This is a genomic window from Paenarthrobacter sp. Z7-10 (assembly GCF_026932795.1).
GTDB lineage: Bacteria > Actinomycetota > Actinomycetes > Actinomycetales > Micrococcaceae > Arthrobacter_M.
In genome coordinates this window covers 1-14,198 of record NZ_JADPVH010000045.1, presented here as the reverse complement: position 1 = coordinate 14,198, position 14,198 = coordinate 1, and the positions used below count along the sequence as shown (strand labels likewise).

Genomic DNA, 14,198 nt, shown 5'->3' with positions numbered 1-14,198 from the left:
TCCGCGGATCAGCTCCGCAGTGCCGCGGTAATATGCGGCAGCAGTTTCCGGAAGGCCTGTCCGCGGTGGCTGATGGCGTTCTTCTCCGCCGGCGGAAGCTCCGCACAGCTGGCGGTCAACCCGGTCGGGACCAGGATCGGATCGTAGCCGAACCCACCGGCACCGCGTGGTTCGAACAGCAGGTGCCCGCGCAGTTCCCCGGTTTCAACGCGTTCGACGGCGGCGCCTCCGTCGACCGCCGGAATCACCAGGGACGCGGCACAGACGAAGCCGGCACCCCGGTGCGCATCGTCGATGTCGGCCAGTTGGGCCAGCAGCAGGCGAAGGTTGGCGCCGTCGTCGCCGTGCGAACCACACCAGCGCGCGGAAAAAATTCCGGGAGCACCTCCCAGCACGTCCACGGCGAGGCCGGAATCGTCCGCGATCGCGGTCAGACCCGTCGCCGCTGCCACCGCGTGCGCCTTCAACAGCGAATTCTGCGCAAAGGTCACTCCGGTTTCCGCGACGTCCGGGGCACCGACCGAGCCGGCGTCCACCACTTGGGTGTCAACATCCAGGCCCGGCACCTGCCCGCGCAGCAGTTCACGCAGTTCACGCAGCTTGCCCAGGTTGTGCGTGGCCAGGACCAGCCGCGGTGTCGTGGCCGCCATCGTCAGACTCCGAGCGTGTCGCGCTGGATCTGCGCCAATTGCACCGTGCCCGCCAGTGCCAGGTCCAGCAGCGCATCCAGCTCATCGCGGTCAAAGGGAGCTCCCTCAGCGGTTCCCTGCACCTCGACGAATTTGCCGGACCCTGTCACGACTACGTTCATGTCGGTTTCCGCACGCACGTCTTCGACGTAGGGCAGATCAAGCATCGGCACGCCATCGATGATGCCCACGGATACCGCCGCAACGGTGTCCAGCAGCGGCTGCGCCGTTCGGGCGATCAGTTTGTTCTCCCGCGCATACCGGATGGCATCGGCCAGCGCCACATAGGCGCCGGTAATCGCGGCGGTGCGGGTGCCCCCGTCGGCCTGCAGCACGTCGCAGTCCAGCACGATGGTGTTCTCGCCCAGTGCCTTGGTGTCGATAATGGAGCGCAGTGACCGGCCGATCAGCCGGGAGATCTCGTGCGTCCGGCCGCCGATCTTGCCTTTGACCGATTCCCGGTCGGAGCGGGTGTTCGTGGCCCGCGGCAGCATGGCATACTCGGCGGTGACCCAACCGCGGCCCTCACCCTTGAGCCAGCGCGGGACCCCTGCGGTGAGCGAAGCCGTGCAGAGTACCCGGGTGTTGCCGAACTCGATCAGCGCAGACCCTTCAGCCTGCTGGGACCAGCCACGGGTGATGCTGATGTTCCGGAGCTGATCCGGCATGCGGCCATCCGCCCGGACTCCCTGGATGCCGGCCGGTGCCGCTGTTTCGCCTGTTGTCATGGTTCCACTTTAGCCAGCCGCCGGGGAAAGTTTCGCGCCCAGCATCGCGCACCGTGCCTCAAATCGAGTAGTGGACTCCGGCGACGGCGGCTGCGACCTCTCCGGAGTAGGCACCTTTGGCCTCTGCCACCACCGTATTGGCATCGGTCCAGACCGGCAGGTGGGTCAGCAGCAGCCGCCGTGCATTTGCCTTTGCGGCCGCCTCCGCGGCTCGTTTTCCAGTCAGGTGGACGTCCCGGATGCCATCGTCGCGGCCCTCTTCGAAGGCCGCCTCACAGAGGAACAACTGGACATCCCGGGCCGCTTCCTCCAGCCCGGAACAGGAATCCGTGTCGCCGGAATAGGCCAGCTTACTGACCCTGTCCACGCCGGTGCCGTCATATTCGGTGGCCTCAACCCGCAGCGCGTACGCCTCCGGAATCGGATGATTGACCGCATAGGGAGTAATCCGGAAGGGGCCCAACTGCACGGTGTCCCGCTCGGTCCAGCAGTGAAAATCAAATTCCTCCCGCATTCCGGGATTGGGATCGAGTCCGTAGGCCGTGGCCAGCCGGTCCGCCGTTGCCGCCGGTCCCCAGACGGGGATCCGGCCGGCTTGCCAACCAGCCGGATCCCAGCGGACTGCAACGTGCAGCCCACACAGATCCATGCAGTGGTCCGGATGCAGATGGGTCAAAAAAATGGCATCAATGTCCTGCAGATCCATGTATTTCTGCACCGCGCCGAGCGCACCGCTGCCGAGGTCGAGCAGGATCCGCCACGGCCGCACGCCGTCGTGGGCGGTGATCAGATAACACGACGCCGGTGACTGCGGGCCGGGAAAGGATCCGCTGCAGCCAACAATAGTCAGCTTCATCCCTGGTCCCCGGACCCGGCGGCATGCAGGACGAAGTTGGAGATCCGCGGCCGCCGCGCCCGGCCCTGGGCTTGAGCCAGCATTTCGGGTGTGATCCGGGACATTGAGCCGGTGGGGTAGCGTGCTGCCACATGGTCCACCTGCTCCACGCTGAGCACCTCCGGGCCCAGGAACCGGCGGGCCAGCACGCCGAACTGCCCGGCATCGCCGGTGGAGACAAAGCTGTGCACCGGCGCCGTGGAGCCGGTCCGTTCCAGGTCGTGGCCCACCAGCGCCTTGTAGACGTCCTTGGCCGTCTCCTCCGCGCTGGAGACGAGAGTGACGCCGTCGCCCATGCAGAACGAAATCACGCCGGTCAGCAGCGGATAGTGCGTGCAGCCAAGAACCACCGTGTCCACCTCGGCGGCCTTGAGCGGGGCCAGGTATTCCTGTGCCCTGGAGAGCAGCTCGGAACCAGTGGTGATTCCGGACTCGACGAACCGGACGAAGTCGGGGCAGGCGGCGGAGACGATCTTCAGGTCCACCGCGGCGGCAAACGTGTCCTCATACGCCCGCGAACCAATGGTTGCCGAGGTGCCTATCACTCCGACCCGGCGGTTCCTGGTCGCAGCCACGGCGCGGCGCACCGCCGGCTGGATGACCTCGACCACTGGGATTCCGCTGCGCGCCGTATAACGTTCCCGCGCATCCCGGAGCACGGCGGCGGAGGCGGTGTTGCAGGCGATCACCAGCAGCTTCACGCCCGAATCCACCAGCTCGTCCATCACACCGAGGGCGTTGGCCCGCACCTCGGCGATGGGCAGCGGGCCATAGGGGCCGTTGGCGGTGTCTCCGACGTACAGGATGGATTCGTTGGGCAATTGGTCGATCACGGAACGGGCAACTGTCAGGCCGCCCACACCGGAGTCGAAGATCCCGATGGGTCGCTCCGACAGGGTACCGGCGGGCGGGGACTTTGTCCCGGGCGCGGGCATTGGGCTGCCACTCGATGCTGAGCTCATGATCGTCCCAGACTAGAACGTTCCGGCGCCGGGGCGGAACTTATGTCCGCGTCTGATTGGTCACAGTCCCGCTACGGTTTGCGGGGCGCGGTGTTCTGCAGGCTGTCCAGCATGGCCTGCACCAGTGATTCCTGCAGCCAGGAGGTGAAGTTGTACACCAGCGCCAGGTAGCTGTCGACGTCGTCGGCCTGCGCCCAGTCCTGCATCTGATGAATCCGTTCCGCGTCGGATTCGCTGCGGATCTCCAACCGTTCGGAGAGCACCAGCCGCACATCGTTCAGGGCAGTGGAGAAGAGTTTGGCAGATTCCTCGGTCAGCACCAGTTTGTCCGACTCCAGCGCCAGCGACGCCGCGCGCAGCGCGCCGATCTTGCTTTCGCGCAGCGAACGCTCGGTCAGTTGCCGGAACTCCAGGGCGGCATCGTCGTCACCGCGGACGGCGTCCGGCAGCAGCCGCAGCAGCGCCGGATCCTGCGGAACCTGGACCGAAAGATCCAGCCCAATCAGCGCCGCCAGCGGATCCGTTTGCGCCGGAGTGTCAGGTTCCAGCATGCCAATGACGTCCGCGAACAAGTTGCGCAGAAGCGAGCGTTCGGTTTCCTCCAGTGCCCCGGTGATGCCCTTGCGTGAGTATTTAAAAGCTCTGGCCACCTGGTTTATCCCTCAGCGTTCGCGTCGTCTTTTTGCACCGTAGCCCACAGCCCATAGCCGTGCATGGCCGCGGCATGTGCTTCCATTTTTTCCTTGCTGCCATGCGCCACGGCGGATTTTCCCTCGCTGTGCACCTGCATCATCAGCTCGCCGGCCTTGGCCTCGGAATAGCCAAAATAGCTTTGGAAGACGTAACTCACGTAGCTCATCAGGTTCACCGGATCGTTCCAGATAATCAACACCCAGGGTACGTCCGGTGCGCTCAGCGCAGTGGTCTCGGTTTCCCGTTCGGTCCGGGGAGCGGTGCGCACGGTCATGTGTCCATTCTAGTGCGGCCGCATTAGAGTACATTTTGTGACTATCCCGCCCGCCTGGGGCCAACCCCGGACGTCCCTGTTTACCGATCATTATGAACTGACCATGCTGCAGGCCGCCCTGCATTCGGGCGCGGCGCACCGGCGCAGTGTCTTTGAGGCCTTCGCCCGCCGGCTGCCGGACGGCCGCCGCTATGGTGTGGTGGGCGGCACCGGGCGGCTGCTGGAGGGCATTGAGCAGTTCAGCTTCGGCGCGGCCGAACTGGACTTCCTGGCCCGCAACCAGGTGGTCAACGATGAGACCTTGGCCTGGCTGGCGGACTTCCGCTTTTCCGGCAACATCTTTGGCTACGCCGAGGGCGATGCGTATTTTCCGAACTCCCCGCTGCTGATTGTGGAATCCAGCTTTGCCGAGGCGTGCATCCTGGAAACGTACATCCTCTCGGTGCTTAACCATGACAGCGCCATCGCCTCCGCCGCCTCTCGGATGGTGGGCGCAGCGGGCGGCCGGCCCTGCATCGAGATGGGATCGCGCCGCACGCAGGAGGAGTCCGCAGTCGCCGCGTCGCGGGCGGCCATCATTGCCGGCTTCGACAGCACCTCCAACCTGGAATGCGGGCTTCGCTACGGCGTGCGGACGGTGGGCACGGCCGCGCATTCCTTCACCCTGCTCCACGATACGGAACGGGAAGCCTTTGCCGCCCAGCTCAGTTCGCTGGGCATCGGAACCACCCTGCTGGTGGACACGTACGACGTCCCGACGGCGGTGCGGACCGCCGTCGAACTGGCCGGACCGGGCCTGGGCGCGGTCCGGCTCGACTCCGGCGACCTGGTGACCCAGGCCCGCGAGGTCCGGGACCTGCTGGACTCGCTTGGCAATACCGCGACCCGGATCACTGTCACCTCCGACCTGGACGAATATGCCATTGCGGCGCTGGCCTCGGCGCCGGTTGATTCCTATGGCATAGGCACCTCGCTTGTCACCGGCTCCGGTGCGCCCACGGCCAGCCTGGTCTACAAACTGGTCAGCCGCGAGGATGACGGCGGGACCTTCATACCGGTGGCCAAGTCGGCAAAGAACAAGGCCTCAGTGGGCGGGCGCAAATACGCGCTGCGGCGCCGGGACACCGCCGGGCGCGCCACCGCGGAGATCGTCGGCATTGGCCACCGGCCGCAGGACGACGGCGACGACCGCCCGCTGATCGTGCAGTTCATGGCCGACGGGGTGCTGGCACCGGGGTGGACCGGACCGGAAGGCGTCCGCCGGGCCGCCGAACGGCACCGGGATTCCATGGCGGAACTGCCCGCTGCCTCGCTGCGGCTGCAGCGCGGGGAAGCCGTCATCGCCACCGAGTTCGAGACAAGCTGACGTCCGCCTGAGGTCCGCGGCTACTTCCGGCCGATGAACCAGCCCTGGAGCTTCTTCAACCGCACCTGAAGCTGATCCTCATTGGCCTGGGCCACGGCCGGCCCACCGCAGACCCGGCGCAGCTCGCTGTGCACCAGTCCATGCGGCATGCCGGAGCGGGCCGACCAGGCGGAGACGTTCTTGGCCAGTTCGTTGCGCAGGTCCATCAGCAACCTGTGATCGGTCACCGCCGGAGCTGCCGGGACTGCGTCCGCTCCCCCGGCGCCGGCGTTGCGGCTGCGCCGCCGGGACTGCTGGTCCGCCTGATGCTGCTTGAGCAGCACGCCGACCTGCTCCGCATCGAGCAGACCGGGGATGCCCAGGAAGTCCAGCTCGTCCTCGCCACCCACCTCGCCGCCGGTGCCAAATTCCCCGCCGTCATACAAAACCCGGTCAAAGGATGCCTGAGATTCCAAGGCCTCGAAGCTGAATTTTTCCAGCGTGTCCGAGCCCTTCTCCTCCCGGTTCGCCTCCAGCATCTCCGCATCCTCGGTGGCGAAGCCGTCCGAGTCGGTTTCCGGGCGGTCCAGCGCGTGGTCGCGCTCAAGTTCGAGCTGCGCGGCCAGGGCCATCAGGTTCGGCACCGAGGGAAGGAAAACCGACGCGGTCTCCCCGCGTTTGCGCGCCCGCACGAACCGGCCCACCGCCTGGGCGAAAAACAGCGGCGTCGCCGTCGAGGTGGCATACACGCCCACCGCCAGCCGTGGCACGTCCACGCCCTCGGACACCATCCGCACCGCCACCATCCAGCGCTTATCGCCGGCGGAAAATTCCTCGATTTTGCTGGAGGCCTTGGCGTCGTCGGAGAGGATCACGGTGGGCGACTGCCCGGTAATCTTCTTCAGCTGACCGGCGTAGGCACGGGCGTCGTCGTGGTCCGTGGCGATCACCATGCCGCCGGCGTCCGGCACCGAACGACGCACCTGGGCCAGCCGCTTGTCCGCGGCGGCCAGCACGGCGGGAATCCACTCTCCGGTGGCGTTGAGCGCGGTTCGCCAAGCCTGCGACGTAATATCTTTGGTCACCGGGGCGCCCAGGGTGGCCGCCATCTCCTCGCCGGCGCTGGTGCGCCAGCGCATCTGGCCGGAATAGGCCATAAACATCACGGGCCGGACCACGTGGTCCTTCAGTGCCTGGCCGTAGCCGTAGGAATAGTCGGCCCGGGAGCGCCGGATCCCCTCCCGGTCCTGGATGTAGTCGACGAAGGGAATGGCTGCGGTATCCGAGCGGAAGGGTGTTCCGGTCAGGGACAGGCGGCGGATGGCCGGATCGAAGGCCTCCCGGATGCCGTCGCCCCAGGACAGCGCGTCGCCGCCGTGGTGGATTTCATCGAGGATCACCAGAGTACGGGCCGCCTCTGTCTTGGCCCGGTGCAGCAGCGGCTTGCTGGCCACCTGGGCATAGGTGACAGCCACGCCCATGAAACCTTGGCCGTGCTTGCCGTCCGCATTCTTAAAGTTCGGATCGATGGCGATACCCACGCGGGCAGCAGCGTCCGCCCACTGCCGCTTCAGATGGTCCGTGGGGGTGACGATGGTGATCCGATTAACCACCCCGCGTTCCACCAGTTCGGTGGCGATCCGCAGGGCGAATGTTGTTTTACCGGCCCCAGGGGTCGCCACCGCCAGGAAGTCCCGCGGATTGGCTTCGAAGTACTTTTCCAGTGCCTGGGCCTGCCAGGCCCGCAGCTTGGGCGCTGTTCCCCAAGCGGCCCGTTCCGGGTAGGCCGGAGGCAGGGCTGGGCCACCAAAAAGAGTGTCCGTCATAGAGCGCATTTCCTTCGTCGAACGCACCGCAAGGAGTTCCGCGCCGCACGGGGCGGGCAACCCAAACGCTGCCGCAGATTATTTAGGCTCCGCTTATTTGTCCGGATCCGGCTTATCCTTACCGGGACGCAGCCCGTCATAAATGGCCTTGCAGTCCGGGCAGACCGGAAACTTTTGCGGGTCCCGGCCCGGAATCCAGACCTTGCCGCAGAGTGCAATCACCGGCTCCCCGGAAAGTGCCGACTCCATAATCTTTTCCTTGCGCACATAGTGGGCAAAGCGTTCGCTGTCCCCAGGCTCCACCTCCTGGCGCAGCTCTTCGCGCTCGATGGTGGCGGTGGAGGTGCCCGGCCCCTGGGGGGACCGCATCGGCTCGTTTTCGAATGGATCTGGGGGCATACTCATGCTTTCCATCGTACCCGCTGCGTCTGGCGGACGGAGGGCTGCCCGGACCGCCCCGGACTTTCCGGCGCCGTCCGCCGGACCCCGCACGACGGCGGGTGGCTGGCCTAAATTCCCTGCCACCGGGGCTTGTTGGCGTACGTCTGACGGTAGTAATCGGCGAGCCTAAGCTCCGATGCGGCGTCCTCATCGATGACGATGGTTGCATGCGGATGCAGCTGCAGCACGGAGGCGGCACAAACCGCGGCCACCGGGCCCTCGACGAAATCCCGAACTGCGTGAGCCTTACCCTTCCCGGCGGCCACCAGAATCACGTGCCGGGCGTCCATAATGGTACCCAGCCCCTGCGTCACCACATGGTGCGGTACATCCTCCAGCCGGTCAAAGAAGCGGGCGTTGTCCCGGCGGGTCTGCTCGATCAGGGTTTTAATCCGGGTCCGGGAGGCGAGTGAGGAGCCTGGCTCGTTGAAGCCAATGTGTCCGTCCGTGCCCACCCCCAGAATCTGCAGATCCACGCCTCCGGCGGCCCGGATCGCTTCCTCGTAGTTGCGGCAGGCCGCCAAAATGTCCTCTGCCGCACCGTCGGGCCCGTGCACATTCTCGGGCCTGATGTCCACCCGGTTGGTGAATTCGCGCCGGATCACCTCCCGGTAGGACTGCTGGTGACCGGTTGGCAGACCCACATATTCATCCAGCGCGAAACCATGAGCCTGGGCGAAACTGAGCCCTTCCTCCTCGTAGCGGCGGGCCAGCTCGTTATAGATCGGCAGCGGCGACGAGCCGGTGGCCAGTCCCAGCACGGCGGAGGGCTTCTGCCGAACCAGCGTCTCAATGGCGTCAGCGGCCAGAACGCCGATGTCTTTGCTGTTTAAGAGGATGACAACCTCCATGGGCACTACCTTTCCTGTCCGGAATCCCGCCGCTGCACATTCCGGTGTCGTTATCCGCACTCAGCTGCCGGCAGAGCGGCACCCGAAGCGCCGCCACCCCCAGAATATCCGCACGGGAGCCCGGCCTGACCTAAGCTGTATCCTCTAAAGCCTGCGGCCGGTGGCTGGAAGGCCTGCTGGGTGCCGCGAACAGCTGTCGTGAGTCATGGTCAGTGCCAGCTGGAGGGAGGTCGCTGCCGACGCGAAACCGGCTAGTACCGCCCCTTGGCAGCGGCCCGCTCGTACTGCGGCGCCCACGGCAGGTCCACACCGAGTCCGTGCGCGGCGCGCTGCCACCAGTGCGGATCCCGCAGCGCGGCGCGGGCTAGGAAAACGCCATCCGCCTGCTCTGTGGCCAGCAGGTGTTCGGCCTGCTCGCCGGTGGATATCAGTCCGACGGCGCCCACAGGCATGTCTGCGTGCTGGCGGATCTGCGCAGCGAAGCGGGTCTGATAGCCCGGGCCCACCGGGATGCTGGCTCCGGCCACGGCGCCTCCAGTGGAGACGTCGATCAGATCCACGCCGTGCTCACGGGCCAGCCGGGCCAGCCGCACCGAGCTGTCGCCGTCAACTCCACCGTCCACCCAGTCCGTCGCGGAAATCCGCAGCAGCAGGGGCATCGTTTCGGGAATGCGCGCCCGCACGGCATCGATGACTTCCAGCGTCAGGCGGCTGCGCCCGGCCTCGTCGCCACCCCAGCCATCAATGCGCGTATTCACCAGCGGACTCTGGAACTGATGCAGCAGGTAGCCGTGGGCCGCGTGCAGTTCAATAGTGTCGAATCCGGCCAGCACCGACCGCGCTGCCGCCGCGGCGAAATCGGCGATCACGGTGGCAATATCGGCTTCGCTCATCGCCCGCGGCGCGGCGTAGCCGTCGAACGCCTCCACCGTCGGTCCGAGCGACTCCCAGCCGAAGTCCGAGCTGGGCACGCTTCCGGTCCGGCCGGAAAACGGCCAGTAGGTGGATGCCTTGCGGCCGGCGTGACCCAACTGGACACCGATTTTGGTGCCGACTGAACCGGTGCTGTGCACGAAATCGGTGATGCGCCGCCACTCGGTAACCTGCTCGTCGTTGTAAATGCCGGCGTCCCGGGGACTGATCCGCCCTTCTGCGCTGACGGCTGCCGCCTCGGTCAGGATCAGCGCCGCTCCACCGGCGGCAAATTGTCCCAAGTGCATCAAATGCCAATCCGTCGGCACCCCCGGCGCGGACGCCGGATCACAGGAATACTGGCACATCGGTGAGACCCAGCCGCGGTGGGCCAAATCAAGGGAGCGCAGGGACAGCGGGCTGAAGAGCTTGGGATTGGTCACAACCGCAGCAACACCGGGACTCCACCTGGCATTCCCGCCACTGCGGCCGGAATCGGGTTCGGCCTAGAAAAGTGCCCGGGCCAGTGCCTGCCGGGCCTTCGCCACGCGCGGATCGGAACTGCCGACGACGTCGAAAAGCTCCAGCAGGCGGACGCGTGCCGTCTCGCGCTCGGGTCCAAAGTGTCCGGCGATGAATGCCGTGAGCCGGGCAAAAGCGTCCTCCACATGGCCGCCCACCACATCGAGATCCGCTGCGGCCAGCTGGAATTCCAGCAGATCGGGTTCATCGGCCGCCCGGCGGCGCACATCGTCCGCCTCTGCCGCGCTGAGCGAGGCGGTCCGCTGCATCAGCTGCACCTGAGCCAGTCCCGCCTTGGCCTCGGCGTCGGCAGGCTGCTCGGCCAGGGCCTGCCGGTAGGCCGCCTCGGCTCCAGCGTAATCGCCCGCTTCAATGGCGTCATACGCTGCCTGATGGAGCGGGGGCAACGGCACCTCGACCGGTTCGGCGTCGTCGTTCTCCGCGGAGCCCAGCGTTCCGTCAACACCGTTGGATGCGGCGACCTTCAGCAGCTCCTCCATGAACCGGCGGATCTGATCCTCGGGCAGGTCCCCCTCAAACAGCGGAACCGGCTGGCCCTTGATCATCGCCACCACGGTGGGAATGGCCTGCGCGTTGAAGGCCTGCGCAATCTGCGGATTAGCTTCGGCATCAACCCGTGCCAGCAGCAGACGTCCGGCATATCCGGCAACGACCCGTTCCAACGCCGTGTTCAGCGCGCTGGATTGCCCCGACCACGCCGCACCGAGGGAGACGATGACCGGCACCTGGGCCGAAAGCTGGACAACCTCGGGGAAGCTTTGCTCGGTCACATCGACCGCAAAACCACCCTGGTCCGAGCCCTCGGCGGCACCGGAGCCGCCCGCGGGCGCTGCTGACCCGGTGGGCGCGGCCGGACGCGGGTTTTTCAGGGCGGACAGATCCACGGCACCGCGCAGGTTGATGCCTGCGGTTGCGGCGGGGTTAACGGGGAGGGAACCGGGTGAAGTCATGCTTTAACTCTATCCGTGCCGGTGCCGGGACTCTACTTCGTCCGTTCCGGCGCCCGTCCCCAGCCCCAGCCACCACCCGCCGCCCGGCGGGCATCTTCAGCTTCGGCCGGGACGGCCAGCCGTTATTTGAACTTGGCACCAACCAGTCCGCGGGTAGCGGCCAACAGAATCATGTGCCCTGGGGATTTTTTTCCGGGCACGAAGAGCACCACGGGTTCGCCGAAACTCAAGGTCATCCCGGTGGACGTTTCCTTGCCACCCGAGAACACCGCCGCGTCACTGTCCACGTGCAGTTTGGCACCTGAGCTCTTCGGAGCTCCGTTCACCGTGAACGAGAGGTACCCGATAACTATCGCGCCGCCGTCGGCCGTGCGGAAGCTGTAGCCGTTGCCGGCCACCGGCGCGTGGGCGAAGGTGAACTTCCCATCCGGACTGTTCGAGACGATATCGCTTTGGTAGGAGAGCACATCTGAGATGTATGGACTATCCGAGATCCTAGGCTTCCACAGGCTTTTCGCCTTACTGAGGCGATCGCCCAGGGCGCCCAGTGCCTGCCGCGGAGACAGCTTCAGACCGTCGCCGGACTTGACCGCCAGGGCGGACGTGCCGTCCTTGCTCACGGTGGGAAACGTCTGCCCCGGCAGCAGCGGTGCGGCCGAAACCAGCTTGTAGTTTTCCCGGGCACTCTGCTGGACCATGGTCAGCAGCTGCGGAACAGGATTTTTCGTTCCCTGGGTGACGGCCATGACCGAGCGCGGCCAGGGCCGGCTGGTGCTGATCACCTTGGTGAGCAATCGGCTGCTTGTCACAGGCGCCACTGCGGCGTAGCCGGACACCTGGGAGCGGATCTTATAGTTGGCCGTCCGCAGCGCCAGTGCCGCCCCGGTCACCCGCGAGGTCAATGCGCTGACGTCCTTGGCTGCATCGCCGGTGGCGACCGCACTGGCTGTGGCGTCGAGGATCCGGCTGAACTGGCTGTCCAGGACCACCGGCGCTGCCGGATTGGCGGTGGGCGACGGCGCTGCCGGGGCAGCGGACGACGGCGCTGCCGGGGCAGCGGACGACGGCGCTGCCGGGGCAGTGGGCGACGGCGTTGCAGCCGGGGCAGTGGGCGACGGCGCTGCAGCCGGGACAGTGGGCGACGGCGCTGCAGCCGGGACAGTGGGCGACGGCGTAGCCGCCGGGACAGTGGGCGACGGCGTTGCCGCCGGTGTGGCGGCCTCCGCTGCCGGCGCGACTGCCGCGAGCAGCAGCAGCGCCGCCGCCATTGAGGCGCCGGCCGACCGCAGCCGGAAGGACTTTGGCTCGCCCGAGGCGGCAGATGGTCCCGGTCCGGAGGCGGGAGACGATCCCTGGCCAGTTGACGGTCCCGCGGCGGCCGGCGGTCCAGAGGCGGGGGACGATCCCGAGGCGCCCTGGGCCGAACCCAATGCAGAGTGCGCCCTGCGGGCAGCCGCCCGGCGTCCGTTCGCCGGTCCCGCGGCACCGCCGCCGCTCGCGAGCCGGAAAAGCAGCAGCAGGATGCCGATGGCCAGGACCAGGGCGCCAATGACCATCAGTGGCACGGCCCACGGCGTGCTCCTGTCGTTGGCCGCGGTGACGGAAATATCCGTCGGCGCCGGCGCCGTTCCATCTGTGGCCAGCAGCAGCGACCAGTCACCCTCCGCCGGAGCGCTCCAGCTGTAGTTGACCGTTCCAACGCCACTCTCTTCATGCGTCCACAGGTCCGAACCGGCTGGGTCGGGAACCTTAGCCTCGCCGTCGCTATGCCGGGTGGTCAGGGTGCTGAAATCGCCGTCGACGCCGTCCACGCTCAGGTGCGCGGCCTTGCCAACCCAGGCTTCGACGTCGTCGGACCTGCCGACGGCCAGCAGGATGTTCCCGGCAGATTTCACGCTGACGCTCACCGGACCGCCGCGCAAGGTGCGCAGACTGGAATCGATGACCGTCACGGGGCCACCCTGCACGCCCGCCGGCACGGAGGCTGTAACGGTGGCGGGCGGAAGCCACAGCGTCCGCTGGCCGATGCCCAGCCCCAGGAGCAGCAGGCCTATAACGGCCAAGGCGATTGCGGTCTTGAAACGCACGAGGAAATACCTATCATCAGCGGAAAATCAGCGATCTAACTCCTTCAAGGGTAACCGTTTTGGCATCTTGGCGGCGTCTTCGGTGGCATGCAGGTGGTGCAGCCGACAGCCGAATCCGGGCGCGGGAAGATACCCTGAACTCCCCCTCGCCGGGACCGCACCGCGTCCTGCCGCCGATCCACCGCCGAACGCCGTCCGAACACACGGCGGAGGTAGCCCGGTGCAGGGCGCCTATGAGGCATTGCTCACCTTGCGGGCTGATAATGTTTGGCACGACGTGCGCCGGCCCGGATTCGGACCGAACCGTGACCCTTTCGCCTTATCCAGCCCCGTGAAAGCAGCAGTTAACCGTGACCCAGGAACAAAACCCCACCGGCCGGCAGCCGGGACCTACAGCGTCCGAGGGCATACCGGACGGTGCAGCCGCAGCTGGCGCCGAGGCAGCGTCCGGGCAGCCGTCCGGAGTGCGCGTGCATACGTTAGCTTCGCTTCGGTCCCGGCTATTGCGGCCGCTGCCCGGGGCTCAACCGCGGATCCGTTTTGAGCTGCCACCGGAAACCCTGATGGAAGCCGCGGCGGAGGCGGAAGCTGCACGGCAGGGATTGCCAGGCCCACGGATGGCGGTGCAGCGGCCGATCTATATGGGGTTTATGGGCGCCGTGGGCGTTGGCCTGGCGTTGTTCCTGTATTACGTGATGACCAATACGGCACAGTTGCTGCTGTGGATGCTGGCGGCTCTGTTCATCGCGCTTGGCCTGGACCCAGTGGTGCGCTGGCTCGAGCGCCGCAAGGTCCCACGGCCGGCGGGAATCGTGCTCTCCCTGGCCGTCCTGGTGGGCCTGCTGGCGGCCTTCTTTGCCACCCTGATCCCCACGATCGTAGGGCAGACAACTCAACTGATTGCCAACGCCCCCGGATGGATCAGCGACTTCCTGAACTCTGACTTCTTTAAGAACGTCGATACCCAGTACCATGTTCGGGACCAGATCAATGTCCAGGTGG

14 protein-coding genes are annotated in these 14,198 nt (G+C 66.5%); 2 read left to right on the top strand and 12 right to left on the bottom strand.

The window, feature by feature from the left end:
* Positions 1-8: 8 nt before the first annotated feature.
* From rdgB to clpS, 6 genes are all read right to left on the bottom strand, one after another.
* Positions 9-650 carry an RdgB/HAM1 family non-canonical purine NTP pyrophosphatase gene (gene rdgB, locus IV498_RS13440; RefSeq protein ID WP_269047368.1) on the bottom strand — a complete coding sequence of 214 codons (642 nt, stop codon included), beginning with the start codon at positions 648-650 and terminating at the stop codon, positions 9-11.
* Between the two features lie 2 nt (positions 651-652).
* On the bottom strand, positions 653-1,417 hold the full coding sequence (gene rph, locus IV498_RS13435) for a ribonuclease PH (RefSeq protein WP_269047366.1): 765 nt from the start codon (positions 1,415-1,417) through the stop codon (positions 653-655).
* Positions 1,418-1,475: 58 nt separating this feature from the next.
* Positions 1,476-2,273 carry an MBL fold metallo-hydrolase gene (locus IV498_RS13430; protein WP_269047365.1) on the bottom strand — a complete coding sequence of 266 codons (798 nt, stop codon included), beginning with the start codon at positions 2,271-2,273 and terminating at the stop codon, positions 1,476-1,478.
* Entirely contained in the window at positions 2,270-3,247 is a 978-nt protein-coding gene (gene murI / locus IV498_RS13425) for a glutamate racemase (protein WP_269047401.1), read from the bottom strand. The genes IV498_RS13430 and murI overlap by 4 nt, the downstream gene beginning before the upstream one ends.
* A gap of 98 nt (positions 3,248-3,345) precedes the next feature.
* Positions 3,346-3,924, bottom strand: a complete 579-nt coding sequence (locus IV498_RS13420; protein WP_269047364.1) for a DUF2017 domain-containing protein — start codon at positions 3,922-3,924, stop codon at positions 3,346-3,348.
* A 5-nt stretch (positions 3,925-3,929) separates the two neighbouring features.
* The gene (gene clpS / locus IV498_RS13415) at positions 3,930-4,241 is read right to left on the bottom strand and encodes an ATP-dependent Clp protease adapter ClpS (RefSeq protein ID WP_269047362.1); all 312 of its coding nucleotides are present in this window, start codon (positions 4,239-4,241) and stop codon (positions 3,930-3,932) included.
* Between the two features lie 76 nt (positions 4,242-4,317).
* Between clpS and IV498_RS13410 the strand changes: the two genes are divergently transcribed.
* Positions 4,318-5,607 (top strand): nicotinate phosphoribosyltransferase, encoded by a 1,290-nt coding sequence (locus IV498_RS13410; RefSeq protein ID WP_269047399.1) that lies wholly within the window; start codon positions 4,318-4,320, stop codon positions 5,605-5,607.
* 20 nt (positions 5,608-5,627) lie between these two features.
* Here the strand turns inward: IV498_RS13410 and IV498_RS13405 are convergent, their stop codons facing one another.
* The 6 genes from IV498_RS13405 to IV498_RS13380 all read right to left on the bottom strand — a co-directional run bounded on the left by IV498_RS13405 (position 5,628) and on the right by IV498_RS13380 (position 13,196).
* Complete coding sequence (locus tag IV498_RS13405) at positions 5,628-7,412, bottom strand: DEAD/DEAH box helicase (RefSeq protein ID WP_269047361.1); 1,785 nt, start codon at positions 7,410-7,412, stop codon at positions 5,628-5,630.
* Positions 7,413-7,505: 93 nt separating this feature from the next.
* Entirely contained in the window at positions 7,506-7,817 is a 312-nt protein-coding gene (locus IV498_RS13400; protein ID WP_442951352.1) for a DUF3039 domain-containing protein, read from the bottom strand.
* A gap of 104 nt (positions 7,818-7,921) precedes the next feature.
* A complete protein-coding gene (nagB, locus tag IV498_RS13395) occupies positions 7,922-8,704 on the bottom strand; it encodes a glucosamine-6-phosphate deaminase (protein WP_269047360.1) in 783 nt (260 codons plus the stop codon).
* 251 nt (positions 8,705-8,955) lie between these two features.
* On the bottom strand, positions 8,956-10,059 hold the full coding sequence (locus IV498_RS13390) for an NADH:flavin oxidoreductase/NADH oxidase (RefSeq protein ID WP_269047359.1): 1,104 nt from the start codon (positions 10,057-10,059) through the stop codon (positions 8,956-8,958).
* A gap of 63 nt (positions 10,060-10,122) precedes the next feature.
* Positions 10,123-11,109: a co-chaperone YbbN gene (locus tag IV498_RS13385; protein ID WP_269047358.1), complete on the bottom strand. Its 987-nt coding sequence runs from the start codon at positions 11,107-11,109 to the stop codon at positions 10,123-10,125.
* Between the two features lie 122 nt (positions 11,110-11,231).
* On the bottom strand, positions 11,232-13,196 hold the full coding sequence (locus IV498_RS13380) for a hypothetical protein (RefSeq protein WP_269047357.1): 1,965 nt from the start codon (positions 13,194-13,196) through the stop codon (positions 11,232-11,234).
* Positions 13,197-13,546: 350 nt separating this feature from the next.
* Here IV498_RS13380 and IV498_RS13375 point away from each other — a divergent pair.
* Positions 13,547-14,198, top strand: a 652-nt coding sequence (locus IV498_RS13375; RefSeq protein ID WP_269047355.1) for an AI-2E family transporter, incomplete at its 3' end; no start/stop codon positions are given.

Coding starts and splice junctions, on each gene's coding strand:
- clpS (WP_269047362.1), bottom strand. CDS start 4,241: ATGACCGTGCGCACCGCTCCCCGGACCGAACGGGAAACCGAGACCACT.
- IV498_RS13400 (WP_442951352.1), bottom strand. CDS start 7,817: ATGAGTATGCCCCCAGATCCATTCGAAAACGAGCCGATGCGGTCCCCC.
- murI (WP_269047401.1), bottom strand. CDS start 3,247: ATGCCCGCGCCCGGGACAAAGTCCCCGCCCGCCGGTACCCTGTCGGAG.
- IV498_RS13430 (WP_269047365.1), bottom strand. CDS start 2,273: ATGAAGCTGACTATTGTTGGCTGCAGCGGATCCTTTCCCGGCCCGCAG.
- rdgB (WP_269047368.1), bottom strand. CDS start 650: ATGGCGGCCACGACACCGCGGCTGGTCCTGGCCACGCACAACCTGGGC.
- rph (WP_269047366.1), bottom strand. CDS start 1,417: ATGACAACAGGCGAAACAGCGGCACCGGCCGGCATCCAGGGAGTCCGG.
- IV498_RS13405 (WP_269047361.1), bottom strand. CDS start 7,412: ATGACGGACACTCTTTTTGGTGGCCCAGCCCTGCCTCCGGCCTACCCG.
- IV498_RS13385 (WP_269047358.1), bottom strand. CDS start 11,109: ATGACTTCACCCGGTTCCCTCCCCGTTAACCCCGCCGCAACCGCAGGC.
- nagB (WP_269047360.1), bottom strand. CDS start 8,704: ATGGAGGTTGTCATCCTCTTAAACAGCAAAGACATCGGCGTTCTGGCC.